The organism is Cupriavidus sp. CP313, from assembly GCF_054072015.1.
In genome coordinates this window covers 260,193-282,614 of the sequence record NZ_JBSVZB010000006.1, presented here as the reverse complement: position 1 = coordinate 282,614, position 22,422 = coordinate 260,193, and the positions used below count along the sequence as shown (strand labels likewise).

At 66.7% G+C, this 22,422-nt stretch carries 18 protein-coding genes; 7 read left to right on the top strand and 11 right to left on the bottom strand.

The genetic code is table 11. The features are described from left to right. Window position 1: 1 nt before the first annotated feature. Window positions 2-820 (top strand): HpcH/HpaI aldolase/citrate lyase family protein, encoded by an 819-nt coding sequence (locus tag ACW4E8_RS11755; RefSeq protein WP_456804667.1) that lies wholly within the window; start codon window positions 2-4, stop codon window positions 818-820. Window positions 821-862: 42 nt separating this feature from the next. Next, on the top strand, window positions 863-1,729 hold the full coding sequence (locus tag ACW4E8_RS11750) for an FAS1-like dehydratase domain-containing protein (protein ID WP_456804666.1): 867 nt from the start codon (window positions 863-865) through the stop codon (window positions 1,727-1,729). A 160-nt stretch (window positions 1,730-1,889) separates the two neighbouring features. Here the strand turns inward: ACW4E8_RS11750 and ACW4E8_RS11745 are convergent, their stop codons facing one another. The 3 genes from ACW4E8_RS11745 to ACW4E8_RS11735 all read right to left on the bottom strand — a co-directional run bounded on the left by ACW4E8_RS11745 (window position 1,890) and on the right by ACW4E8_RS11735 (window position 5,943). After that, window positions 1,890-2,240 carry a hypothetical protein gene (locus tag ACW4E8_RS11745; protein WP_456804665.1) on the bottom strand — a complete coding sequence of 117 codons (351 nt, stop codon included), beginning with the start codon at window positions 2,238-2,240 and terminating at the stop codon, window positions 1,890-1,892. Window positions 2,241-3,394: 1,154 nt separating this feature from the next. Beyond that, the gene (locus ACW4E8_RS11740) at window positions 3,395-4,366 is read right to left on the bottom strand and encodes a Bug family tripartite tricarboxylate transporter substrate binding protein (RefSeq protein WP_456804664.1); all 972 of its coding nucleotides are present in this window, start codon (window positions 4,364-4,366) and stop codon (window positions 3,395-3,397) included. A 56-nt stretch (window positions 4,367-4,422) separates the two neighbouring features. Then, a complete protein-coding gene (locus ACW4E8_RS11735) occupies window positions 4,423-5,943 on the bottom strand; it encodes a class I adenylate-forming enzyme family protein (protein ID WP_456804663.1) in 1,521 nt (506 codons plus the stop codon). A 344-nt stretch (window positions 5,944-6,287) separates the two neighbouring features. On the opposite strand from ACW4E8_RS11735, the gene ACW4E8_RS11730 reads away from it, so the two are divergent. Both ACW4E8_RS11730 and ACW4E8_RS11725 read left to right on the top strand, forming a co-directional pair. Then, the gene (locus ACW4E8_RS11730; protein ID WP_456804662.1) at window positions 6,288-7,481 is read left to right on the top strand and encodes an acyl-CoA dehydrogenase family protein; all 1,194 of its coding nucleotides are present in this window, start codon (window positions 6,288-6,290) and stop codon (window positions 7,479-7,481) included. An 11-nt stretch (window positions 7,482-7,492) separates the two neighbouring features. Continuing rightward, complete coding sequence (locus ACW4E8_RS11725) at window positions 7,493-8,620, top strand: acyl-CoA dehydrogenase family protein (protein ID WP_456804661.1); 1,128 nt, start codon at window positions 7,493-7,495, stop codon at window positions 8,618-8,620. 75 nt (window positions 8,621-8,695) lie between these two features. Here the strand turns inward: ACW4E8_RS11725 and ACW4E8_RS11720 are convergent, their stop codons facing one another. From ACW4E8_RS11720 to ACW4E8_RS11710, 3 genes are all read right to left on the bottom strand, one after another. Beyond that, window positions 8,696-10,483 (bottom strand): acyl-CoA dehydrogenase family protein, encoded by a 1,788-nt coding sequence (locus ACW4E8_RS11720; RefSeq protein ID WP_456804660.1) that lies wholly within the window; start codon window positions 10,481-10,483, stop codon window positions 8,696-8,698. Between the two features lie 76 nt (window positions 10,484-10,559). Then, window positions 10,560-11,783, bottom strand: coding sequence for a CaiB/BaiF CoA transferase family protein (locus ACW4E8_RS11715; RefSeq protein ID WP_456804659.1), 1,224 nt, complete (start codon window positions 11,781-11,783; stop codon window positions 10,560-10,562). Between the two features lie 15 nt (window positions 11,784-11,798). After that, window positions 11,799-12,785, bottom strand: coding sequence for a Bug family tripartite tricarboxylate transporter substrate binding protein (locus ACW4E8_RS11710; RefSeq protein WP_456804658.1), 987 nt, complete (start codon window positions 12,783-12,785; stop codon window positions 11,799-11,801). 154 nt (window positions 12,786-12,939) lie between these two features. On the opposite strand from ACW4E8_RS11710, the gene ACW4E8_RS11705 reads away from it, so the two are divergent. The 3 genes from ACW4E8_RS11705 to ACW4E8_RS11695 all read left to right on the top strand — a co-directional run bounded on the left by ACW4E8_RS11705 (window position 12,940) and on the right by ACW4E8_RS11695 (window position 15,647). Continuing rightward, window positions 12,940-13,824: a LysR family transcriptional regulator gene (locus ACW4E8_RS11705; RefSeq protein WP_456804657.1), complete on the top strand. Its 885-nt coding sequence runs from the start codon at window positions 12,940-12,942 to the stop codon at window positions 13,822-13,824. 228 nt (window positions 13,825-14,052) lie between these two features. Continuing rightward, window positions 14,053-15,432, top strand: coding sequence for a DUF1329 domain-containing protein (locus ACW4E8_RS11700; RefSeq protein ID WP_456804656.1), 1,380 nt, complete (start codon window positions 14,053-14,055; stop codon window positions 15,430-15,432). A 92-nt stretch (window positions 15,433-15,524) separates the two neighbouring features. Then, window positions 15,525-15,647: a hypothetical protein gene (locus ACW4E8_RS11695; protein ID WP_456804655.1), complete on the top strand. Its 123-nt coding sequence runs from the start codon at window positions 15,525-15,527 to the stop codon at window positions 15,645-15,647. Between the two features lie 72 nt (window positions 15,648-15,719). Here the strand turns inward: ACW4E8_RS11695 and ACW4E8_RS11690 are convergent, their stop codons facing one another. The 5 genes from ACW4E8_RS11690 to ACW4E8_RS11670 form a co-directional block, all read right to left on the bottom strand. Next, the gene (locus ACW4E8_RS11690) at window positions 15,720-16,511 is read right to left on the bottom strand and encodes an SDR family oxidoreductase (protein ID WP_456804654.1); all 792 of its coding nucleotides are present in this window, start codon (window positions 16,509-16,511) and stop codon (window positions 15,720-15,722) included. 25 nt (window positions 16,512-16,536) lie between these two features. Continuing rightward, complete coding sequence (locus ACW4E8_RS11685) at window positions 16,537-17,637, bottom strand: Rieske 2Fe-2S domain-containing protein (protein ID WP_456804653.1); 1,101 nt, start codon at window positions 17,635-17,637, stop codon at window positions 16,537-16,539. Between the two features lie 75 nt (window positions 17,638-17,712). Continuing rightward, window positions 17,713-18,891 (bottom strand): NADH:flavin oxidoreductase, encoded by a 1,179-nt coding sequence (locus ACW4E8_RS11680; protein WP_456804744.1) that lies wholly within the window; start codon window positions 18,889-18,891, stop codon window positions 17,713-17,715. A gap of 83 nt (window positions 18,892-18,974) precedes the next feature. Next, window positions 18,975-21,416: an efflux RND transporter permease subunit gene (locus tag ACW4E8_RS11675; RefSeq protein WP_456804652.1), complete on the bottom strand. Its 2,442-nt coding sequence runs from the start codon at window positions 21,414-21,416 to the stop codon at window positions 18,975-18,977. A gap of 38 nt (window positions 21,417-21,454) precedes the next feature. Further along, window positions 21,455-22,420 (bottom strand): WD40/YVTN/BNR-like repeat-containing protein, encoded by a 966-nt coding sequence (locus tag ACW4E8_RS11670; protein ID WP_456804651.1) that lies wholly within the window; start codon window positions 22,418-22,420, stop codon window positions 21,455-21,457. Between the last annotated feature and the right edge of the window lie 2 nt (window positions 22,421-22,422).

Sequence of the window (22,422 nt, the reverse complement as noted above, 5' to 3'; positions counted from 1 at the left end):
CATGTCCACTGCAGCCACCTACCTGTTCGTGCCGGGCGACCGGCCGGAACGCTTCGACAAGGCCGCGGCCGCCGGCCCCGATGTGATGATCCTGGACCTGGAGGACGCGGTCCATCCGGACGCCAAGCCCACCGCGCGCGAAGCCATCGCTGCCTGGCTGGCCGAACGGCCCGCGGCCAATGCCTTTGTCCGCATCAATGACAGCGCCTCGCCGTCCTTTGCCGCCGACCTGGCCTGGCTGCGCGCGCTGCCGCCGGGCACAGCCTTGGCCGGCCTGCTGGTGCCCAAGGCAGAAGATGCCGCCGCGCTGGCCACCATCGCGCAGGCCCTGCATGCGATCAACCCGCAGGGCGAACTCGTGGCCATCATCGAGACAGCGGTCGGTCTGCATCAGATCGACGCCGTGGCCACCGGCGTCGCACGTCTTGCCTTCGGCTCGCTCGACTATGCGGTCGACCTGGGCTGCAGCCATACGCGCGACGCGCTGGCCTTTGCGCGTGCGCGCATCGTGCTGGCCTCACGCGTGGCCGGGCTCCCGCCGCCAGTCGACGGCGTGACCACCGCGCTGAAAGATGAAGCCGTGCTGGCCAGCGACGTTGCCTATGCGCGCGAACTCGGCTTTGCCGGCAAGCTCTGCATCCACCCGGCCCAGCTGGGCGCGGTGCGCGCAGGCTTTTTGCCCAGCCCCGAGCAGCTCGACTGGGCCCGCCGCGTGCTGGAAGCTACCGCCAGCGGCAGCCATGCGGTGCAGGTCGATGGCAAGATGGTCGACCGGCCCGTGATCGAGCAGGCCCGCCGGCTGCTGGCACTGGCGCAATAACCCGCCGCCCGACAACCTTCACGCACGACAAGGCCTACTGTCATGACTGACGCCACATCTGAACTCGAACGCCTGCGCGGCTGGATCGGCCGCAGCGAATCGCGCACCGAAACGCTGTCGCCCGAACCGGTGATCGGCCTCGCCGCCACCTTCGACCTCGACCCCGAGGCCGTTGCCGCCGGCCCGCTGCCGCCGCTGTGGCACTGGCTCTACTTCCTGCCGCGCGCGCCGCAGCATGAACTGGGACGCGACGGCCATCCCACCCTCGGCGGCTTCATGCCGCCGGTGCCGCTGCCGCGCCGCATGTGGGCCGGCAGCGAGCTGACCTTCAGCCATCCGCTGCATATCGGCGATACCGTCACGCGCACCTCCACCATCAAGGACGTGCAGTACAAGACCGGGCGCACCGGTGAACTGTGGTTCGTCGCCGTCGATCACGAGCTGACCGTCAACGGCAAGACCGCGGTCAACGAGCGCCACGATATCGTCTACCGCGCCATGCCCGACCCGTCCAAGCCGCAGCCGCCGCGCCCGCGGCTGGAGCAGACCGCGCAGTGGCAGCGCACGCTGCAGGCAGACCCGGTGATGCTGTTCCGCTACTCGGCACTGACCTTCAACGGCCACCGCATCCACTATGACCGCCAGTACACGCGCGAGGTCGAGGGCTATCCCGGCCTGGTGGTGCACGGGCCGATGCAGGCGATGCTGATGCTGGATCTGGTGGCGCGCGACCAACCGCAGGCGCGCGTGCGCCGCTTTGGCTTCCGCGGGCTGGCGCCGCTGTTCGACCAGGACACCATCATCGTTGGCGGTGCGGCAGATCCGGCGCAACCTGGGCGGCTGGTGCTGTGGACGGGGGACGATGCCGGCGGGCAGGCGATGCAGGGTTGGGCGGAAGTGGAAGGCTAAGAAGTGGGAGCCGCAGGCGGATGTCGCATGCGGCTGACTTCCTTCTGTTTGCCGCCAGCGGCAGGGGCGAGGGCGGAGTCGGGTTCCGGTCCACTGATTCACTGAGACTGGCCGGCGCCTGCCATTTCAATGAATCAGTGGACTCGTGCATCCGGGAGGGCTAGCCGACCATCGCCTCCTCAATTCCCTCCGCGAACTCTTCTACCCTGTCGGCCAGCAATCCAAGGGAGGCCAGGCAGAGCCCTCGCAAGGCATCCAACGTAGCCGGCCGCAAGGCTACGCTCCCCTCTTCTTGTGCGTCACATTCGCTGTGCGTAACCAACGTCAGTACGCAGGCCGTGCCTCGCGCAACCGCATCGGCCTGATCCAACAGATTCAATAGCAAGAGTTGCCGAGGAACAGGTAGCGCGTCCTCACGCGCTGCACGGCGGGTTTCGGGACTGAACCGCGAAAGCGAATCATCTAGTCGAGGTGGGGTGAAGGCGTCGGGTTCGATGGTGGACTGGTGCATTGCTGACCTCTGTAACGTAGAAGTGGAGGCCCGCCGCTCATTCTCACTTGAGGTGGCGGGCCAGACGACGGGGGTGAGAAAACCGGACGTTACCCGGTCCAGCCGAAGCTGGCCCCGCCCGGCCCGCCGTAAAGTGAAGGCGCACACAAGCGCAACGGACTCGAAAATTGCCGCTTACGCGACCGTCCGCTGGAACGTGAACCGGGTTCTCACACCCGACTCCTGTTGATCAGGAGCCCAGCCAGTCTAGAGAACCCTGCCGTTCACAATCAAGGAGCAGATTGTGAAGGATCGATACGCTAAGTCAAGCGTCAGTTGCCAACGTCCACAGAGCGGAGAACTCCACGCCTTGGCGAAGGCACGCATCACGGCTTACAGGCAATGCCTTGATGGCATTCAACAAGGTACTTCGGCGGATTTGTGGTGGTGGCTCTTGGAGAGGCCCCGGTTTCGCCCCTAAAGGGGCGAGTCACTTTTGTCCGAGCGACAAAAGTAACCAAAAACGCGTCGCCTGGGCGGCTGGCCATCCATTCCACGGCGTGGGTGGTTCGGGCGGTGGTGATTTCCGTTCGATGGGGTTGGTGGTTCGACCCTGCTACGCACCCTGTCCGGTGCCTACGTCCACGGACTATTGGACGAACCCGACTTTAGGCCATTGGCAGCCTGCTAACCACCGCGTCGGTGGGACGCCTTCGGCTGCGCTTCGCGCCGGCCCTAACGTGGTAGCGCCAACGACCGCGTTCTGACTTGCGCTTTTGGCCCTGCATCATTGGCGACAGCGCCGTGCGAGCGCAGCGACGCACTCCGTGCCTGGGCACTTGACCTGCGATACTGAGTGCGCGCAGCGCAGCCGAAGGCGTCCCACCGATAACCTGATTAGCAGGCTGCCAATGGCCTAAAGTCGGGTTCGTCCAATAGTCCGTCGACGCAGGCACCAGACAGGGAGCGTAGCTGGGTCGAACGGGCAACCACGCAAAACGGCAACCACCACCGCTTGAACCACCAACGCCGTGCAATTTATGGCCAGCCGCCCAGGCGACGCGCTCTTTGGTTACTTTCTGTCGCTCGGACAGAAAGTGACCCGCCCAGCAGGGCGGAACAGGGCCGTCGACCTACGACAACATCGAACCAGCCCCCCCAAGCCCCTCCCCCCCTCAATCCGCCTGAATCTTCGCCGCCTTCACCACCCCACCCCAAAGCGCCAGCTCCCGCTGAATCCGATCCCCCAGCGCCTTCGGCGTGCTGATATTGACGTCATACCCCCCAGCCGTCATGCGTTGCCGGAAGGCAGCATCCTCCCCAACCGCCTTCTGCGCCTTGACCAGCTTGTCCACCACATCGCCAGGCAGCTTCTGCGGCCCCACCAGCGCATACCAGCCAGTCAGGTCATAGTCCTTCTGGCCAGACTCGATCATGGTCGGCACGTTCGGCAGCGCCGGGTTGCGGGTCTTCGACGTGACCGCCAGCGCCCGCACCTTGCCGCCATTGATATGCCCGATGGCCGTGCCGGTAATATCGAACATGAACGTCACCTTGCCGCTCATCACGTCAGCCATGGCCGGCGCATTACCCTTGTACGGCACGTGCAGCATCTTCACGTTGTTCATCTGAGCCAGCAGCTCCGCGGACAGATGGTTCGATGCCCCAATGCCGGCCGAGCCGAACGAGACCCCCTCAGGATGCTTGCGCGCGTAGTCGACCAGTTCGCCCACGTTCTTCGCCGGGAAGTCCTTGTTCACCAGCAGCACGTTGGTGTAGTCGGTGATCAGGCCGATATAGGTGAAGTCCTTGACCGGATTGAAGTTGACCGAGTGCTGGATCAGCGGGGTCATGGTCATGGTCGGGCTGGCGACGAAATACAGCGTGTAGCCGTCCGGCGCCGCCTTGGCGGTCATGTCGGCCGCGATCGCGCCGCTGGCGCCCGCACGGTTGTCCACCACCACCGGCTGCTTGAGCACGCGCCCAAGCTGCTCGGCATAAATGCGCGCGGCGGTATCGACCGGGCCGCCCGGCGCGTAGCCCACCAGCAGCTTGACCGGCCGCGACGGGTAGGCCTCGGCGGCCCACGCCGCGCCCTGCAGCAGCAGCGTGGTGGTCACGGCTGCCAGTGTCGTCCATGTCTTCATTGTTGTCTCCTCCAGGTATGGCTGTAGTGCCGGGGGCCACCAGGCCCGCCGGGCGTTTAGTCGAGCAAGGCGCGCAGCGGCTGCTTGAGCAGCTTGCCGCTCGCCGTGGTCGGAATCACGTCGACGGTGCGGACCTCGGCGGGGCGCTTGTACGGGGCCAGGCTCTCGCGCAGGTAGGTGTCCAGCGCCTTGCGGTCAAGCTCGGCGCCGTCCTGCATTTCAATGAAGGCCACCACTTCCTCGTTGCCGTCGCCGGTGGTGCGTCCAACCACGGCCGACTGGCGCACGCCGGGGAAGGCATTGATCACCGACTCGACCTCGATCGGGTAGACGTTGAAGCCGGAGCGGATGATCAGGTCCTTGGAGCGGCCGGAGATAAACAGCGCGCCATCGGCATCCAGGTAACCCAGGTCGCCGGTGTTGAGCCAGCCGCCGGGCAGCAGTGCCTCGGCGGTCTGCTCGGGGTTGCGGTAGTAGCCCAGCATCACGCCCGGGCCGCGCACGCGGATCTGGCCGCGCTCGCCGGCGGGAAGCAGCTTGCCTTCGGCATCGGTGATCTCGATCTCCACGCCTTCGACGATATAGCCGGCCGAGCAGTCGGCGCGCGGGGCTTCCATGCGCGTGATGAAGAGCGAGCCGGCGTATTCGGTGATGCCGTAGCCATGGTGCAGCGCCTGGCCGAACAGGGTTTCGACCTCGCGCTTGAGCGTGGGGTCCAGCGGGGCGCCGCCGGTATAGAGGTAGCGCAGGCGCGGATAGGCGCCGGGCTTCGCGCCGACGGTGGGCGCCACCGCCATGATGCGCGTGAACATGGTCGGCACGCCCTGCAGGATGGTGACGCCGGGCGATGCCAGCGACTCGAACACTTCATTGGCGTCGAAGCGCGGGCGCAGGAACAGGCTGGCGCCGGCATACAGCGTGGCCATCAGCACCGTGGCAATGCCGAAGATATGCGACATCGGCAAGGCGCCGTAGGCCACGTCGGCCGGGCCCATGTCGCGCGAGGTGGCGGAGATGCCCGCAAACTGCGTCAGGCCCGCATGCGGCACCATCACGCCCTTGGGCGCGCCGGTGGTGCCTGAGGTATAGATCAGCGTGGCAACGCTGCGGGCCAGCCCGGCCGGCTCGCGCTGCGGCGGGGTGGCCGCGCGCACCACCCGCATGCCAGCGTCGAACACCGGGCAGCCGGTGGCCTGTGCGCCCAGCCGCTCGCCGTGCGCCGCGGCCACGTCGGAGACATGGCCGGTGAACAGCACCAGCGCCGGCTGCGCATGATCGCGGATATTTTCGATCTCGCGCGCGGACAGGCGCGCGTTGACCTGGATCGGCCAGGCATGCAGCAGGCTGCTGGCGAACAGCGTGACCACCATCTCGTTGCAGTTCTCGCCAACCACCATCACGCGGTCGCCCTCGCCCACGCCCTGCGCCGCCAGCCAGTCGCGGGCGGCCTCGATGCGCCGCCACAGCTCGCCGTAGCTGATGACGGCGCCGTTCTCGTGCAGGCACGGCGCGTCGGGCGTCTGCGCGGCCCAGTAGCGGGGGATGTCGTGGATATATTCGGGGCGGAAGGAAGACATGGTGCTGGTAGGTCTCTCGATGCAGGCTGAGTCGGATATGCGGCGGAATGCACCCGGCCACATGAAACTGGCTGCATCAGTTTGCGGCAAGCCCCGTGCCGGAGCCATTTGGAATTCACTAAGGCCGTGTTCATCAACGCCACTGGCCAGCCACCGTTCGCCCCGCCACCACCCGGCGCAGGTGGTTCCGCCTCCACGAAGGACGGCTTTATCATTGATGAAGCAAAGAATCGCGCCCGGCCCCTACAATCGGCCGGCACAGTGAGGGCCGCCGCTTTGACGCACTGCACAACCAAGCTGGGCAAGAAGCGCCGCGCGGCCCGCGTACCACAGGGGACATTCAGATGGATTTGCGTTTCACCGCCGAGGAACAGGCCTTCCGCGAGGAGGTCCGCGCATTCGCGCAGGCCAGCCTGCCGGAAGACATCCGCAACAAGGTACTCAACCACCAGCGCGTGGAAAAGGACGACTACATCCGCTGGCACCGCATCCTGCAGGCCCGCGGCTGGGGTGCGCCGACCTGGCCCAGGCAATGGGGCGGCACCGGCTGGACCGCGCTGCAGCGCCTGATCTTCGAGATCGAGACCTTCCGCGCCGGCGCGCCGCGCCTGCTGCCGTTCGGCCTGACCATGATCGGGCCGGTGCTGATGAAGTACGCCAGCCCCGAGATGCAGCAGCGCTTCCTGCCGCGCATCCCCAATATCGACGACTTCTGGTGCCAGGGCTACTCCGAGCCGGGCTCAGGCTCCGACCTGGCCTCGCTGAAGACGCGCGCGGTGCGCAAGGGCGACAAGTACATCGTCAACGGCCAGAAGACCTGGACCACCATGGCCCACTTTGCCGACTGGATCTTCTGCCTGGTGCGCACCGACCCGGAGGCCAAGGCCCAGGAAGGCATCTCGATGCTGCTGATCGACATGAAGTCGCCCGGCGTGACCGTGCGCCCGATCAAGACGCTCGACGGCGGCCATGACGTCAACGAGACCTGGTTCGAGGACGTGGAAGTGCCGGTCGAGAACCTGGTCGGCGAAGAGAACCGCGCCTGGACCTACGCCAAGTACCTGCTCGGCCATGAGCGCACCGGCATTGCCGGCATCGGCCACTGCAACCGCGAGCTGCGCCTGCTCAAGCACTACGCCAGCCAGGCCACCGACGGCGCCGGCCGTCCGCTGATCGAAGACGTGCGCATGCGCGACAAGATCGCCCGCGTCGAGATGGACATCATGGCGCTGGAAATGCTGCTGCTGCGTGTCGCCACGCAGGCCGCCGGCACCCCCGGCCCCGAGGCCTCGATCGTCAAGATCCGCGGCTCCGAGGTGCAGCAGGACCTGGGCATGCTGATGATGGAAGTGGCCGGCCCCAACGCCTGGCCGTATTCGCCGGACTGGCTTGAGCCGGGCGCGACGCAGCCGGTGGCGGGCCCTGACTGGGCCGCCCCTGCCGCCTCCACCTACTACGACATGCGCAAGACCTCGATCTACGGCGGCGCGACCGAAGTGCAGAAGAACATCATCTCCAAGATGATCCTGGGTTTCTGAAGGGATAGGACATGGACTTCACCTACAGCGAAGAGCAACAGATGCTGGCGGACAGCCTGCGTCGCTTCATCGATACCGAATACACCTTCGAGGCCCGCCGCAAGAGCGCGCGCGCAGGCGAAAGCCTGGATCGCGGCATGTGGAACAAGCTGGCTGAAATGGGCGTGCTGGGCCTGACCGTTCCGGCCGACTTCGGCGGCTTCGGCGAAAGCCCCGCCAGCCAGCTGGTGGTGCAGCGCGAACTGGGCCGCGGCCTGGTGCTGGAGCCGGTCACGCCCAGCGGCGTGATGGCCGCGGCCATCCTGGCCGCCCACGGCAGCACCGCGCAGAAGGAAGAATGGCTGCCCGCGATCGCCTCGGGCGAGCGCATCGTCACGCTGGCCTACCTGGAGCCGACCACCCGCTACCGCCCGGAATCGGCGCGCGCCAGCGCCGAGCGCAGCGGCGACGGCTACGTGCTCAACGGCATCAAGAGCGTGGTCTGGCACGGCGCCGCCGCCGACGCCTACCTGCTGACCGCGCGCGTGGCCGGCAGCAATGAGATTGCGTTGTTCCTGGTGCCGCGCGACAGCAAGGGCCTGGGCGTCACCGCCTACCCGACCATCGACAGCCTGCGCGCCGCCGACCTGTCGCTGCAGGACGTGACCGTGCCGGCCAGCGCGCTGGTGGGCGAGCCCGCCGACGGCCTGGCCGCGCTGGGCGTGGGCCTGGAGCACGGCGTTGCCGCGCTGTGCGCCGAGGGCGCCGGCGCCATGGAAAAGCTGATCGAAATCACCGCCGAGTACCTGGGCACGCGCCAGCAGTTCGGCAAGCCGCTGGCCAGCTTCCAGGCACTGCAGCACCGCATGGCCGACATGCTGGTGCAGAAGGAGCTGGCGCTGTCGATGGCCTACGTCGCAGTCCAGGCGCTGGACGAGGCCGATCCCGCCGCGCGCCGCCGCATGCTGTCCGCGGCCAAGGTGACGCTGGCCCGTGCCGGGCGCTTCGTCGGCCAGCAGGCCGTGCAGCTGCATGGCGGCATGGGCATGACGGATGAGCTGTCCGTGGGCGACTACTTCAAGCGCCTGACCATGCTGGACCAGTTGCTGGGCGACAGCGACTACCACCTGCAGCGCTTCGGCGAAGTGATGGAAGCCTGACCCTGGCTGCGGCCGCTGGCCGCACGCTTGCGCGGGGCCGGGCACTTGCCCGGCCTCGCGCCGTTCAAAACCCCTTCAGCTGCCGATCGCCGCGCAAGCCGCTTCGAATGAGATCGGATCGCCCTGCAGCAGCAGCGCGTCCGTCTTGTCCTCTCCGGCCCTGACCGGGCAGGCGAGGGGATCGGCTGGCGACAGGTAGTGGCGAAGCACCGAGCTGGCCAGCAGCAGGCGCCTGCCGTCGACGCCAGGCTGTGCGCCTTCCCAGGCCAGTACCGCCGCGGCCGTGGCGTAGTAAAGCGCACTGGCTGCGCGGCGGACTTCCGCTTCATGCCCGTCGTCCTCCGCGACGCATTCAGCCAGCGCGACGGATCGGCCCAGTGCCTGCTGGACCGCATGGCGCAAACTCGCCGGCAGGCGCGGGGCTTGCTCCAGCCGCCCGGACAATTCCGCCAGTAGCAGATGCTGAGCGCCATCCTTGCGCACAGCACGCTGGATAGCATCGAGTGCGTTGATGTTGCTGGTTCCCTCCCAGAGCACGCCGATATGAGCGTCACGCACCAGTCTCGCGTTGACGAAATCCTCGATATAGCCGTTTCCGCCCCGGATTTCCATGGCGCCCGTGGCAACCGTGATGTTGTCACGGCAGGCCCGGAACTTTAACAGCGGCGTCAGCAACCGCAGGACCTTGCCGGCCGCTGCATCGCCTTCATTGGCTCTGCGCATGACGTCCGCGGTTGTCATGGTCATCGAGAGTGCTGCCTCGGTCGGAATCATCAGCTTCAGCAACTGCCGGCGCAGCAGCGCATGGCCAATCACCTCCCGCCCGAATGCCGAACGGGACCTTGCGGCAAGCGAGGCTTCGTTCAGGCAGCGCCGCATCATCGCGGCGGCGCGCACGGCATGAGAGAGACGCGACAGGTTGACCTGCTCCATCATCTGCTTGAGGCCGCGGTCGGGGGCGCCTACAAGGTAGGCCAGCGCCCCGTCCAGCCTGATTTCCCCGCTCGCCATCGAGCGCGTTCCCAGTTTGTCCTTGAGACGCACGATGCGATAGGCATTGCGCCTGCCGTCCTCCAGCCTGCGCGGCAGTGCAAACAGAGCGAGGCCGCTGGTGCCGGCCGGCGCCCCCTCGGGCCGCGCCAGCAGCAGCGCGATATCGGCATCGGTGTGGGAGCAGAACCATTTCTCGCCGTAGAGCCGCCAATGGCCGTCGACCTGCCGCGCCACTGTCTCGATCGCGCCGACATCCGAGCCGCCGGCCTTTTCGGTCATGAACTGAGTCCCCTTCCACAACTGGTCCGGATCCGGCGACAGCATGCGGGGCAGCAGCTTCGCCTGCAGTTCCGGGCTGCCGTACTTGCGAATCAGGTGGATCGACGTGTCGGAAACACTGATCGGGCACATCTGTCCGAACTCAGACTGCACGAACAAGTACTGGAATGCATATTTGGCCACCGGGGAAAGCGGCGCACTGCAACCCAGGACGCCTTCGCGGTGGCTCATGGCATGGAACTGGAAGTCGCCGAACGCGATATGCTCCATCTCCTGATAGGCGGGGTGATACTCGATCCAATCCTCGTCTTCGCCCCAGCGTGTGCGCGCGTGCAGGACAGGAGGATGCTTGTCGGCCACGATCGAAAGGGCGTTCAGGCGGGCGCCCGCCAGCGCACCCATGCGCTGGTAATGCGGAAGCAGGTGGCTGCGCACGTCTTCCGGCAGATAGAGCGACAACAGGTCCTGCAGGCCGCGGTCCAGCGCAAGGAAATCGAGACCCGCGCAATCCGGAGCGAGGCGATGGGAGCTTTGGTCAGAACTGGCGGGACGTGGACGAACGTAGTCGTCATAATTGGCTTGGAATGACATGAGAGCCTTGTTCAGTTGACGAGGGAAACCGGGCGGCGGCAGGCCATCGGATCGCGTGCCGGCCAGCCTGGCGCAATCAGATCGCGCCGGCCGCGCGCAGGCGCTTCAGATCCGCAGGCTCGAGCCCGAGGAGTTCGGACAGCACGGCGTCCGTATGCTGGCCAAGCGCAGGCGGGCCTGCCTTGTAGTCGAGCGGCGTGGCCGAGAAGCGCATCGGGCTCGCAATGCCGGGGCAGGAGCCCCCGTCCGGCAGCGGCAGGTCGATCCGGATGCCGCGATGCTGAACCTGGGCGTCGGCGAGGGCCTGGCTGAAATCGTTGATCGGCCCGCAGGGCACACCCGCGGCTTCGAGGCGGGCCAGCCAGGATGCCGTGGTATCGCCACGCATGATGTCAGCCAGCATGGGCAATAGCAGCTCTCGGTTGACCAGTCGGCCGGTCACCTTGGCAAAGCGTTCGTCCTCCGCCAGTTCCGGTCTTCCGATCGCCTTGCAGAAGGCCGCGAACTGGCCATCATTGCCGACGGCCACCACAAAGCTGCCGTCCCGGCTTTCGAATACCTGATACGGCGCGGCGTTGGGATGCGCATTACCCAGCCGGCGCGGCAGCTTGCCGGAGACCATGTAGTTGACGGCCTGGTTGCTGTTGAAGGCAAGCATGCAGTCGAGCAAGGCCATGTCGATATGCTGGCCCTGCCCGCTGCGCTCACGCCAGGCCAGCGCAGCCGTAATGGCCAGGCTGGCGTACATGCCGGTGGTAATGTCCGCGACGGCAATGCCAACCTTCTGGGGGCCACCTCCGGGCAGGTCATCGCGTTCACCGGTGATGCTCATCAGTCCGCTCATGCCCTGGAATACAAAGTCGTACCCTGGGCGGTGCCGGTAGGGGCCGGTTTGACCGAAGCCCGTCACGGAGCAGTAGATCAGGCGCGGATTCACTTCGCGCAGATCGTCATAGGCGAGGCCGTAACGTGCCAGCGTACCGACCTTGTAGTTTTCGACCAGCACGTCTGACGTGCTGGCCAGGCGCCGGATGATGTCCTGGCCTTGCGCGCTCGCCAGATCGACGGTGATGGACTTCTTGCCGCGATTGGTCGACGCGTAGTACCCGGAGTCCTCCCCCAGGCCGCCATCCGCGCATGGCAGCCATGGCGGGCCCCAGCCGCGCGTTTCATCGCCCACTCCCGGGCGCTCGACCTTGATTACCTCGGCACCGAGGTCAGCCAGGTTCTGTGTGCACCACGGCCCGGCCAGCACGCGGCTCATATCCAGTACGCGGACATGGGAAAGCGGTTTTGTCATGGTATTGGTCTCGATTCAGTCAGCGCGAATGTGGGAAGCCGTGATGACTCTTCCATAGCGGGCGTTCTCGTCGCGCATGTAGGCTGCAAACGCTTCCCCGTAGTACCCGGCTGGCTCGGCGCCGCTTTGCAGCAGCGTGCGCCGGACATCGGGTTCATTCACGATGCGCTCGATCTCGCCGGCGAGCTTGCTCACAATGGCGGTCGGGGTGCCGCGTGGGGTCATGAACCCCACCCAGGCTGCCATCTCCATGCCCGCATAGCCGAGCTCCGCCGTGGTTGGCACGTCGGGCAGGACGGCTGACCGCTTGCTGCTCATGACTGCCAGGGCCCGGATCTTGCCCGCGGAGATCTGCGGCATCCCGGTAAAGGCCGGTTCGAAGGTCACCGAGACTTCATTTGCCATCACGGCGGCCTTGGCGGGCGCGCTTCCTTTGTACGGCACATGCAGCAGTTCGACGCCGGCCCGTGCTTTCAGCATTTCACCGGCCAGGTGGGCCGTCGAGCCATTGCCATAGGAGGCGTAGCTGACGCTCCCGGGCTTCGTGCGTGCCAGCTGCACCAGATCACCAAGGGTCTTCGCCGGCAACTGCGGATTGACCACGATCACGCTTGGGGCACTGGCCACCATGGCAATCGGCGCAAAGCTCTTGACGGGGTCATAGCGAAGACTTGGGTAGAGCCATGGATTGATCGTGAGCGTCGTGTTGGTCGCGGCCAGCAGCGTGTAGCCATCGGGCCTGGCGCCGGCAACCAGCTCGGCACCGACAATGGTGGCGGCGCCCGGGCGGTTCTCCACCACCACCGGCTGCCCGAGGCGCTCACCCAGCTTCTGGCCTACCACGCGCGCCACGATGTCTGTCATGCCTCCCGCGGCGTAGGGGACAACGATACGGATGGCCTGGCGTGGATAGTCTGTCTCCGGCGCCGCGGTGGCCGCCGACACCGCGAGCGGGGTCATCGCGGCAACGCAGCCCAGCACTGCATGGAAGGCCTTGTCCACAGTTTGTCTCCTCTGGTCTTGTTATCACGCGTCGATGGCCGGGCGATTGCCGGGGGCGGCGTGTTGGAGCCTATTCTTGTGGCTGTGATTGGGCGCGTCCAATATAATTTTTTGGCCTATTAATACAAGAACTGAATCAATCCGGGGAGCGCCAATGGATCTCAGGCAACTGCGTTACTTCGTTGCTGTCGCCGAGGAACTGCATTTCGGGCGTGCGGCTGCGCGCCTGGCAATTACGCAGCCGCCGCTAAGCTTCAATATCAGCAAGCTTGAGGAATCGCTCGGCGTTCAGTTGCTGCGACGCAGTACGCGAGAGGTCGCACTGACACCCGCAGGCAAGGTGATCTACCAGGAGGCGCTCCGGATGCTCACGCTGGCGCGCAATGCCCAGGAAATGGCGAGCCGTGCCGCGCGCGGGGAGACCGGGACAGTCCGCGTCGGCTTCGTGGGCTCAGCGCTCCTCACGTCCCTGGGCGACAGGATTCGCGCGCTTGGCGCCGGTGGCGGCGACATCAATGTGATCGTGCATGAACTGAACAGCTTCGAGCAGATCGATGCGCTGCAAGGCAGGCAGATCGATATCGGCATCATTCACCCGCGCGTCATTCCCGCCGGCATCTCGTCGTGCACACTTCATTCGGAGCGGTTCGTGTGCTTGCTGCCGGCCGCCCATCCGCTTGCAGACCGGCAACTGATCGATATCCGCAAGCTGCGCGACGAGGATTTTGTGCTGTTCCCGCGGCACTTCTCTCCGGAGTTCCACGACAAGATTGTCGCCATGTGCGTGCGCGCCGGATTCACGCCCAACATCCGGCATGAAGTCCGCCACATGCTGACGATCGCCACGCTGGTCTCGAAGAACTTCGGTGTGTCGCTGGTCCCGCAATCCGTGGATACGGTGGTACTACCGAACCTGGTCTGCCGGCCACTGTTCAGGCAGGGGAAGCTCTCCGAGTTGCAGGGAATCTGGCGCAGTGACGAGGACTCGCCGGTGGTGCTGTCGATGCTGGATGCATTGGGGGGAAAGCCTGGAGCGTAACGCGCTATCGCACTGCCAGCTTGCCAACGTAACAATGCCGCGATTCCGGCACTCCACACGGATCGCCCCCCGCCCCGCGCCAGACCCCACCCTCCGCCACGCCGGACGCTAGGGAAATCCACTAGTCCGTTCCAACGATTCCCCACCGCCGCGCCATCACTACGCTGTCACCACAGGCACAGGCACAGCCCGCGCCGGCCATTCCTCTTTACAAGGAGCGAGACTTCAATGACATCCAGCACAAGACAACTGATACGCGGTGGCCTGCTGCTCACCAGCATGGCCCTGGCGGCGGCATCGTGGGCGAAGGCCACCCCGGAGGAGCTCAAGCAACTTGATGGCACCCTCACGCCGATGGGCGCCGAGCGTGCCGCCAGCAAGGACGGCGAGGTCCCGGCGTGGACCGGCAAGTGGCTGGGCACGCCGGCCCATGTCAAATACCAGCGCGGCGAACGCTACCCGGACCCGTATGCCGATGAGAAGCCGCTTTTCGTCATCACCGCGCAGAACATGGCGCAGTATGCCGAGCGGCTCAGCGACGGGCAGAAGGCGCTGTTCAAGAAGTACCCCGACACCTTCAAAATGCCGGTCTACTCAAGCCATCGCGACTTCCGGTATGAGGACACCGTCTACAAGGACATCCGCACCTACGCCTCCACCGTCAGCATGACGAGCGATGCCAACGGCCTGAAGGAAGCGGGACCCCAGGTTCCCTACCCGATTCCAAAAACCGCGATGGAGCTGTTGTGGAACCAGCGCTTCTCGTCGGCCATCGGCACCGAGAAGGCGCAGTTCGACCAGGCCGTGGTCTATCCGAACGGTTCGATCGCGTGGGGGCGCGTCTCGTACAGCATCCTGTCGCCGCGCAACAACGGCAAGTTCGACCCGCACAACGCCATCAACGAGCGCTCCTTCTTCCGCACCGCTACCGACTTGCCGTTGCGTGACCGCGGCCAGGTGATCGTTGGCTACGCGGTCTGGGACCAGGAGGGTTCTGACACCAACCGCACGTGGATCTACAATCCGGGCACGCGGCGGGTGCGCCAGGCGCCGGAATTCGGCTTTGACCAGCCCCAGGGCCCCGGCGGCTTCCGCACCGTGGACGACGACCGGCTCTTCAACGGCTCGGGCGAGCGCTACAACTGGAAGATCGTCGGCAAGAAGGAGATCTTCGTCCCGTACCACAACTACAAGCTGCTGAGCACTTCCGTCAAGTACAAGGAGCTGCTCACGAATGGCCATGCCAATCCGGACGTGATGCGCTATGAACCGCATCGGGTATGGGTACTGGAAGCAACGCTCAAGTCCGGCTTCCGCCACCAGTATGCGAAACGCGTGCTGTATCTCGACGAAGACAGCTGGCTCGCCCTGGCGGCCGACAACTACGATGGCCGCGGCCAGTTGTGGCGCACCAATCTCCAGGCCTCGGTGTACGCCTATGATGCACGCCGCTACTATCCGACCACGGTGTTCTACCATGACCTGATTTCGGGTGCCTACCTGGCCGACCGCCTGACCAACGAAGGCCCGATGGCAACGCTGAACAACAGCCCGGAATTCAACGAGTCGTTCTTCTCCCCGGACGCCGCGCGCGGGTCGGGTACCTGATCCGATCGTGATATCCGGCCGGGCGCAGCCTTTGGCGCCCGGCCGCGCTCCCCAGCCCCCAGAAGTCGGAGACGATTTTTGGGGGTTTTTACATGGCAAAGCCCAGCCGCTCCGATTGCAACCCGGGCTACGCCGGTTGCTTCTACCTCGAAAAGGAAGCCATGTATCCCGGCAAACGCGAGCGCCGGATGCAGGACGATGTCGTGGTCGCGTAAGTCCGGAACGCCATCGAATAAAAAATGGGGCATCCGCCGCGAGCCGCGACGGATGCCCCATTGGCCAGCAGATCAGAAGTTCAGCGGTCGCTGCGCGGCATCCAGGCCGCCGTCGATGAATACCACGTTGCCATGGATGTAGGCAGCCTGCGGCCCGCACAGGAAGGCAATCAGCGCGGCCACCTCTTCAGGCTGGGCACGGCGGCCCAGCGGCGGCAGGAAATCGCGGATGGCGTCGCCATAGCGCGGATCCTTCAGGCCGGCCTGCAGCAGCGGCGTTTCCACCGCGCCCGGCGCGACCACGTTGAGGCGCACGCCGGCCTGGCCCCACGCGGCCGCACGTTGCCGCGCGGCCGCCGCCACCGCATGCTTGGAACTGGCATAGGCGATATAGCCAGCCTGGTCCCGGGTGGCTTCCGCCGCCGCGGCGGCTGCCACCATCGCGCGCACGCCGGACTCGTCACCGGCGAGGTAGGCGTCACGCAGCGGACTGCCCTCCCAGGACTGGAGGGTGGCCGAATTGGACGACACCACCACGGCGCACGGATCCGAGCCCTGGCGCAGCCCCTCGAACAGACCATCCAGCAGCGCCACCACGCCGAAGTAGTTGACCGATGCCACCAGCGTGGCGGGCTCGACATGCGGGCCCAGGCCGGCGCAGCAGACCAGCTGGTCGATGCGGCCGCCCGACCGCGACAGTACGGCGTCGATCGCGGCAGCGCGGCCCTGCTGGCTGGACAGGTCGGCAAGGATGTCGGCATCGCGCAGGTCGATGCCGATGACCCGGCAGCCGTCCGCGAGCATGCGCTGGCGCACGGCCGCACCCATGCCGGACGCGGAACCGGTAATGACTACGGTTTTCATGTGTTGGGTTCCGTGAGAGTTTCGGTCAGGCCTCGAACACATGCCGCAGCGCCGGCGGCTCGATGTTGCCCGGGTTCAGCTCAAAGGTGCGCCGCGCCACGCTGGACGGCCGCACCTGTTCCACGTCGGTGTAGAACTGCTGGTACCAGTCACGCATCTGGTAGATCGGCCCGTCGCCTTCGCACAGCAGCGGGTTGTCGATGCGGATCTTGCTGTCCCAGATCGCCACGTCCTCGTAGAAGGCCTGTTTGGCCTGCTCCACATAGGCTTGCGCCATGGCGCGGTTCTGTTCCTCGGACAGACCCGGGATCTTCTTCACCAGCACGCCGTAGCGCAGCGCGAAGCTGTTGAGGTCGATCGGCACATGGCAGTTGAGCAGGATCGAGTGGATCTGCTGGTCGCCCATCTGTCCGATCATCTCGGTGATGTGGTACGCGGGCCCGAAGTACGTGGACAGCGCCGTCAGCTGCGCATCGCCCGAGAGCCGGGCACTGCGCCCGATCATCAGCTGCGTGGCCTTGTGGTCTTCGAACAGGTTGGCAAAGTAGTCCACCGGCGCGCCATGGACCGTGCCGAAATGCGCCATGTCAGAGATATTGTCGACCAGCTCGCGGCAGTTGGTGCGGATCAGCATCTCGTCGATGGCCCAGTCCGACCATTCCGATGAGAAGCAGGCCTCGATGCGCGGAATCGCCACCTCGGGGGGCGCCGGGCGGCCTACGGGATCGTGCCAGATGAAGAGCAGCCGGTTCTGCTCGCAGGTCTCCCAGGCGCCGACACGGGCCTTGGGCGGCACCCGCTTGCAGTAGGGGATGGACTTGCAGCCGCCGTCGCCACCCCACTGCCAGCCGTGGAACGGGCAGACCAGGTTGTCGCCCTGCACGGTGCCGGTGCTCAGGTCTGCGCCCATGTGCGGACAGTAGCCGTCGATCACGCGAATCGCGCCGGTGGAGTCGGCAAACGCCGCCAGGCGCCGGCCGAAGATATTCAGCGTGTGCGGCACGCCGTCGCGGTAGGCCTCGGCCAGGCCGAGGCAATGCCAGCCGCGCGCGTAGCGGGCCTCGGGCGGGCGTGATTCGATCTTGTAGCCGGTCTTGTAGCCAGTCTGGTTGCCGTCAGCGGTCATGGCGTCTGTCTCCTTGAATTCCCGTGGGACCTTCAAGATAAGAGCGTCTGGCCGGCGGCTCATCGTCCCATCGGACTACTGCAGCGCGGCAGTTTGCGTCAGCGCCGGGTCATTGCCCGGGCCATGTACGCAACTGACGCCGGCCGGATCGTAGATCCGGGCCACGCAGCCATTGCAGCTGTCACAGGCCGAATGCGCCACCGCGCCGCTGCGCCAGTTGGCGACCAGCGCGGGATCGTGGATCAGCGCGCGCGCCAGCGCGACGCAGTCGAAGCCCTCTTCCATCAGCTGCGCGACATTGCCGATCGACTTGACGCCGCCGATATAGGCCAGCGGCATGCGCACTGCCCGCCGCACCACGCGCGACGCCTCCAGGAAGTACAGCTCGCGAAAGGCCAGCGCGCGCGGCGTGCGCTTTTCCAGCATGGTGATGCCGAAGCGCGCCACCGCGGTCGGTGCGGCGGCCTTCATCTGCGCCGTGGGCATGGGGCTGCCGAACAGCGCCCACGGGCTCTCCACGTTGCGCCCGCCGCTGAGGGTCAGCAGGTCGGCGCCTTCCGCCTCCAGCAGGCGCGCGGTCACGGCGGAATCCGCGGGTTCGTTGCCGCCCGGCACGCCGTCGCTGACGCTCAGCTTGCAGCAGACCGCCAGCTCGGCGCCGACCGCGTCCTTCACCTGGCGCAGCACCGCGGCCGGAAAGCGGGTGCGGTTCTCCACGCTGCCGCCGAACGCATCGCGCCGCCGGTTGCTCAGCGGCGACAGGAACTGGTTGAGCAGGTAGCCGTGCCCCATGTGGATTTCCACCGCATCGAAGCCGGCTTCGCGCGCCAGCCGCGCCGCCGCGGCGAACTGGCCGGCAACGCGCGCCATGTCCGCCTCGCGCATGGCACGCTGGAAATACACGCCGTGCAGCATGCCAAAGGCATTGAGTCCGGACGAAGCACTGCCCGGCGCGCGGCTGCCGCCATGGCGCATGGTGGTGAACGAGCCCGCATGGGTGATCTGCAGGCAGGCCGCCGCGCCTTCGCGATGCACGGCATCGGTCAGCACGCGCAGGGGCGCAACCTGCTCCGGGCGCATGCTGAGCTGGTGCGAAAAAGTCAGGCCGTCGTCGGCCACCGCCGCATACGCCACCGTGGTCATGCCCACGCCGCCCGCGGCAAGCTCGCGGTGGTGCCTGACCAGCGCCTGGGTCGGCAAGCCATGCGGCGTCATGCCCTCGTTGGCGCCGGCCTTGATCAAGCGGTTGCGCAGTGTAAGCGGGCCGATGCGGACCGGCGTGAATGCCGCCGCGGAAGCCTGGTGATCGTGCATGCTGTCTCTCCGGGCCATCGGCCCTATACCACGTCGGATTTCAAGGCGTGCGCCGGCGGCACCGTCTCGCCGCGCGCGGCGCCACCGGTACCACCGGCGGCCACGCGCGCACGCTCTTCTTCCTCCACGCCCAGCCACGCAGCCAGCGCCGGCAGCAACGATACCGCACCGAACAGGTTCACCAGGAACATGAACGCGAGCAGGATCCCCATGTCGGCCTGGAACTTGAGTGCGGCAAAGGCCCAGGTGCCCACGCCGATGCACATCGTCAGCGCCGTGAACAGCGCCGCCGAACCGCGCTGGCGCATGGCCTCGGCAAAGGCCTGCGGCAAGGCCTGTCCTTCCTCGCGGATCTGGTGCTGGATGCGCTCATACAGGTAGATGCCGTAGTCCACGCCAACGCCCACGCCCAGCGTGATGACCGGCAGCGTCGACACCTTCAGCCCGATGCCAAGCCGCGCCATCAGCGCATTGCACAGCACCGACACCAGCGTCAGCGGCACGATGATACACAGCACCGCGCGCCACGAGCGGAACGTCAGCAGGCACAGCAGCGTGATCGCGCCGAAGATCGACAGCAGCATGGTCACTTCGGCTTCCTCCACCGCCTCATTGGTGGCCGCCATCACGCCGATATTGCCGCCTGCCAGGCGGAACGCCACGTTGGGGGTCTTGTCGGCGGCGGTGAAGCGGCGGATCTCGCGGATGATGTGGGCGATGGTGGCGCCCTCATGGTTGGCCGTGTAGATCAGCACCTGGATGGCCTGGCAGTTCGAGGTATTCATGCCGTTGTCCGGGTCGAAGGCCTTGGCACCCTGGCTCAGGCCCTCGCTGCTGCGCGGCAGCGCCTCCCAGCGCGGGTTGCCCTCGTTGTAGGCGCCGATCACCACCTTGGCCAGCGACGATACACTCACCACCGACTGCACGCCGGACACGCCGCGCATATGCATCTCGAAGCGTTCCACCGCACTCATCACCGGGTAGTGCAGGCAACCGTCATCGAAGCCGGTGGGCTCCACCACCACGGTCAGCGCATCCGAGCCGATGTTGTACTGGCTCACGATGCTGGCGCTGTCGCGGTTGTAGCGCGAATCCGCGCGCAGTTCCGGTGCGCCGCTGCCGACATCGCCGATCTTGAGGCCGCGCGAATCGATGGCGCCGGCCGCCAGCAGCGCGAGCGCGGCCACGAACACGCCCAGCGCCGGTCCCGGGCGCGCCAGCGCGCCAAATTTCTGCCACAGCCCGCCGGTTCCCTGCGCGCGCCGGGCCTGCGCCGATGCCAGCGCCGACGGCTCCAGCCGCGTGTACGACAGCAGGATCGGCAGGAACACCTTGTTGGTCACGATCATCAGCAGCACGCCCAGGCAGGCCGTGATGCCAAGCTCGCGCACGATGTCGATCTCGATGCGCATGATGACCATGAACCCGAGCGCGTTGGTCAGCAGCGCGACCGTGCCGGGGATGAACAGCTTGCGGAAGGCCGCGCTGGCGCTGTCCAGGGCATTGTGCCCCTGCACCACTTCCTGCTTCCAGGCATTGGTCATCTGCACCGCGTGCGAGACCCCGATCGAGAAGATCAGGAACGGCACCAGGATCGACATCGGGTCGATGCCGTAGCCCAGCAGCGGCAGCAGGCCCAGCAGCCAGGCCACGGGCAGCAGCGCCACCACCAGCGACAGCAGCGTGATGCGCAGCGAGCGCGTGTACAGCCACAGCAGCAGCGCGGTCACGGCGAAGGCCAGCGCGAAGAAGCCCATCACGCCGGCGATGCCCTCTTCCACATCGCCCACCAGCTTGGCAAAGCCGACGATATTGACCTCGACGTCGGTGCCGCTGAATTCCCCGCGGATCTTCTCCAGCTGGCGCGCGACCGAACCGTAGTCGATGGTCTTGCCGGTGGCCGGATCGGTCTCGCGCAATTCCGCGCGGATCAGCGCGGACCTGAGGTCGTTGCTGACCAGGCGGCCGATCTGGCCGGAGCGCGCCACGTTGCGGCGCACCTTGTCGAGCTCGGCCGGCGTGCCGGAGAAGCGCCCCGGCACCACCACGTCGCCGCGAAAGCCTGCCTCCGTCACCTCGGTGTAGCGCACATTGGGCGTGAACAGCGAGAACACGCGCGACCGGTCCACGCCGGGAATGAAGAACACGTCATCGGTGGCACGGCGCAGCTTGTCCATGAAGGCCGCGTTGTAGATGTCGCCGTCGCCCTTCCAGCGCAGGCTGAGCAGCACCGTATTGGCACCGGAGAAGGTGCTCGCGTACTTGGTGAACACCTGCATGTACGCATGCTGCAGCGGGATCATCTTGTTGAAGCCGGGATCGAGCCGCAGCCGCGTGGCCGAGACGCCCAGCGCCACGGTCACGGCCAGGCACAGCGCCAGCAGCAGGCGGCGCCGGTGCATCAGCAGGCTGGCGCAGGCATCGACAAAGCGGCCCAGGCGGCCGGAGGAATGGGGGCGGGTCATGATCGTTCTCGCATTCGGTAAGCCAGGGTCAGGCGGGGTCAGCGGGGGTTGGCGGCGAGCGTGGCGCCGGCAAGGCCGCCATTGCCGCCCAGCGCCAGCTTGTCCTTGCCGGCAGGGGCCAGCGCGGCCAGGGTCTGCGGGCTGCCGGCGGGCAAGGCGGTGAAGTGGCGCCCGCCGTCGGCGGACATCACCAGCGTGCCACCCTGCCCGGCCAGCACGACGCGGCCATCGGGCAGCTCGACGCCGCCGAAGAACGAGGTCTTGAGGCCAGTGTCCGCGGCCTGCCAGGTGGCACCGAAGTCCTCGCTGCGCAAGGCGTTGCCGCGCATGCCGAAGGCCAGCCAGGCGCCGTCGCGCAGCGGCAGCACGCCGTACAGCGAACCCTCGTAGGGGGACTTCATCACCTCCCAGCGGCTGCCGCCGTCGGGCGAGCGCAGCACCAGGCCGGCTTCGCCGACCAGCATCAGGCGTCCCTGCGCATCGCCGGCGATGCCGTTGAGGTGGCGGTCCTGCATGGCCTTGTCAGCGGCCTCCTCCCAGTGCCTGCCCTGGTCGCGCGAGACCAGGAAGCGGCCAAAGCTGCCGACGGCAAACCACGGGCCGCCCGCCTGCGCCCAGGCGCCCAGCAGCGGGTCGGACGAGCGCGCGTCGAAGGCCACCTGCTGCCAGTGCACACCGCCGTCTTCGGTGCGCAGGATCCAGCCGCTGTGCCCGACCGCCATGCCGTGGCGGCTGTCGGCAAAGGCCACCTGGGTCAGCGCGGCGCCTTGCGGATGATCCACGACGGCCGTGCGCCAGTTGCCGCCCTGGTCGTCGCTGAACAGGATCTGGCCGCGCTCGCCCACTGCCACCAGACGCTCGCCGGCGCGCGCAATGCCGTTGACCTGCAAGCCGTCCGGGCGCAGCGTCGTGGCCGCGAACGGCGGCAGCGGGCGCGGCGCGAAGGCCCATACCGCGGTGGCCAGCACGGCCAGCGACATGGCAACGCCGATCAGTCGTTTCATAA

Bases quoted from the DNA above. Each gene is read 5' to 3' on its own strand.
- ACW4E8_RS11755 (WP_456804667.1), top strand. From the start codon at position 2: ATGTCCACTGCAGCCACCTACCTGTTCGTGCCGGGCGACCGGCCGGAA.
- ACW4E8_RS11750 (WP_456804666.1), top strand. From the start codon at position 863: ATGACTGACGCCACATCTGAACTCGAACGCCTGCGCGGCTGGATCGGC.
- ACW4E8_RS11745 (WP_456804665.1), bottom strand. From the start codon at position 2,240: ATGCACCAGTCCACCATCGAACCCGACGCCTTCACCCCACCTCGACTA.
- ACW4E8_RS11740 (WP_456804664.1), bottom strand. From the start codon at position 4,366: ATGAAGACATGGACGACACTGGCAGCCGTGACCACCACGCTGCTGCTG.
- ACW4E8_RS11735 (WP_456804663.1), bottom strand. From the start codon at position 5,943: ATGTCTTCCTTCCGCCCCGAATATATCCACGACATCCCCCGCTACTGG.
- ACW4E8_RS11730 (WP_456804662.1), top strand. From the start codon at position 6,288: ATGGATTTGCGTTTCACCGCCGAGGAACAGGCCTTCCGCGAGGAGGTC.
- ACW4E8_RS11725 (WP_456804661.1), top strand. From the start codon at position 7,493: ATGGACTTCACCTACAGCGAAGAGCAACAGATGCTGGCGGACAGCCTG.
- ACW4E8_RS11720 (WP_456804660.1), bottom strand. From the start codon at position 10,483: ATGTCATTCCAAGCCAATTATGACGACTACGTTCGTCCACGTCCCGCC.
- ACW4E8_RS11715 (WP_456804659.1), bottom strand. From the start codon at position 11,783: ATGACAAAACCGCTTTCCCATGTCCGCGTACTGGATATGAGCCGCGTG.
- ACW4E8_RS11705 (WP_456804657.1), top strand. From the start codon at position 12,940: ATGGATCTCAGGCAACTGCGTTACTTCGTTGCTGTCGCCGAGGAACTG.
- ACW4E8_RS11700 (WP_456804656.1), top strand. From the start codon at position 14,053: ATGACATCCAGCACAAGACAACTGATACGCGGTGGCCTGCTGCTCACC.
- ACW4E8_RS11695 (WP_456804655.1), top strand. From the start codon at position 15,525: ATGGCAAAGCCCAGCCGCTCCGATTGCAACCCGGGCTACGCCGGTTGC.
- ACW4E8_RS11690 (WP_456804654.1), bottom strand. From the start codon at position 16,511: ATGAAAACCGTAGTCATTACCGGTTCCGCGTCCGGCATGGGTGCGGCC.
- ACW4E8_RS11685 (WP_456804653.1), bottom strand. From the start codon at position 17,637: ATGACCGCTGACGGCAACCAGACTGGCTACAAGACCGGCTACAAGATC.
- ACW4E8_RS11675 (WP_456804652.1), bottom strand. From the start codon at position 21,416: ATGACCCGCCCCCATTCCTCCGGCCGCCTGGGCCGCTTTGTCGATGCC.
- ACW4E8_RS11670 (WP_456804651.1), bottom strand. From the start codon at position 22,420: ATGAAACGACTGATCGGCGTTGCCATGTCGCTGGCCGTGCTGGCCACC.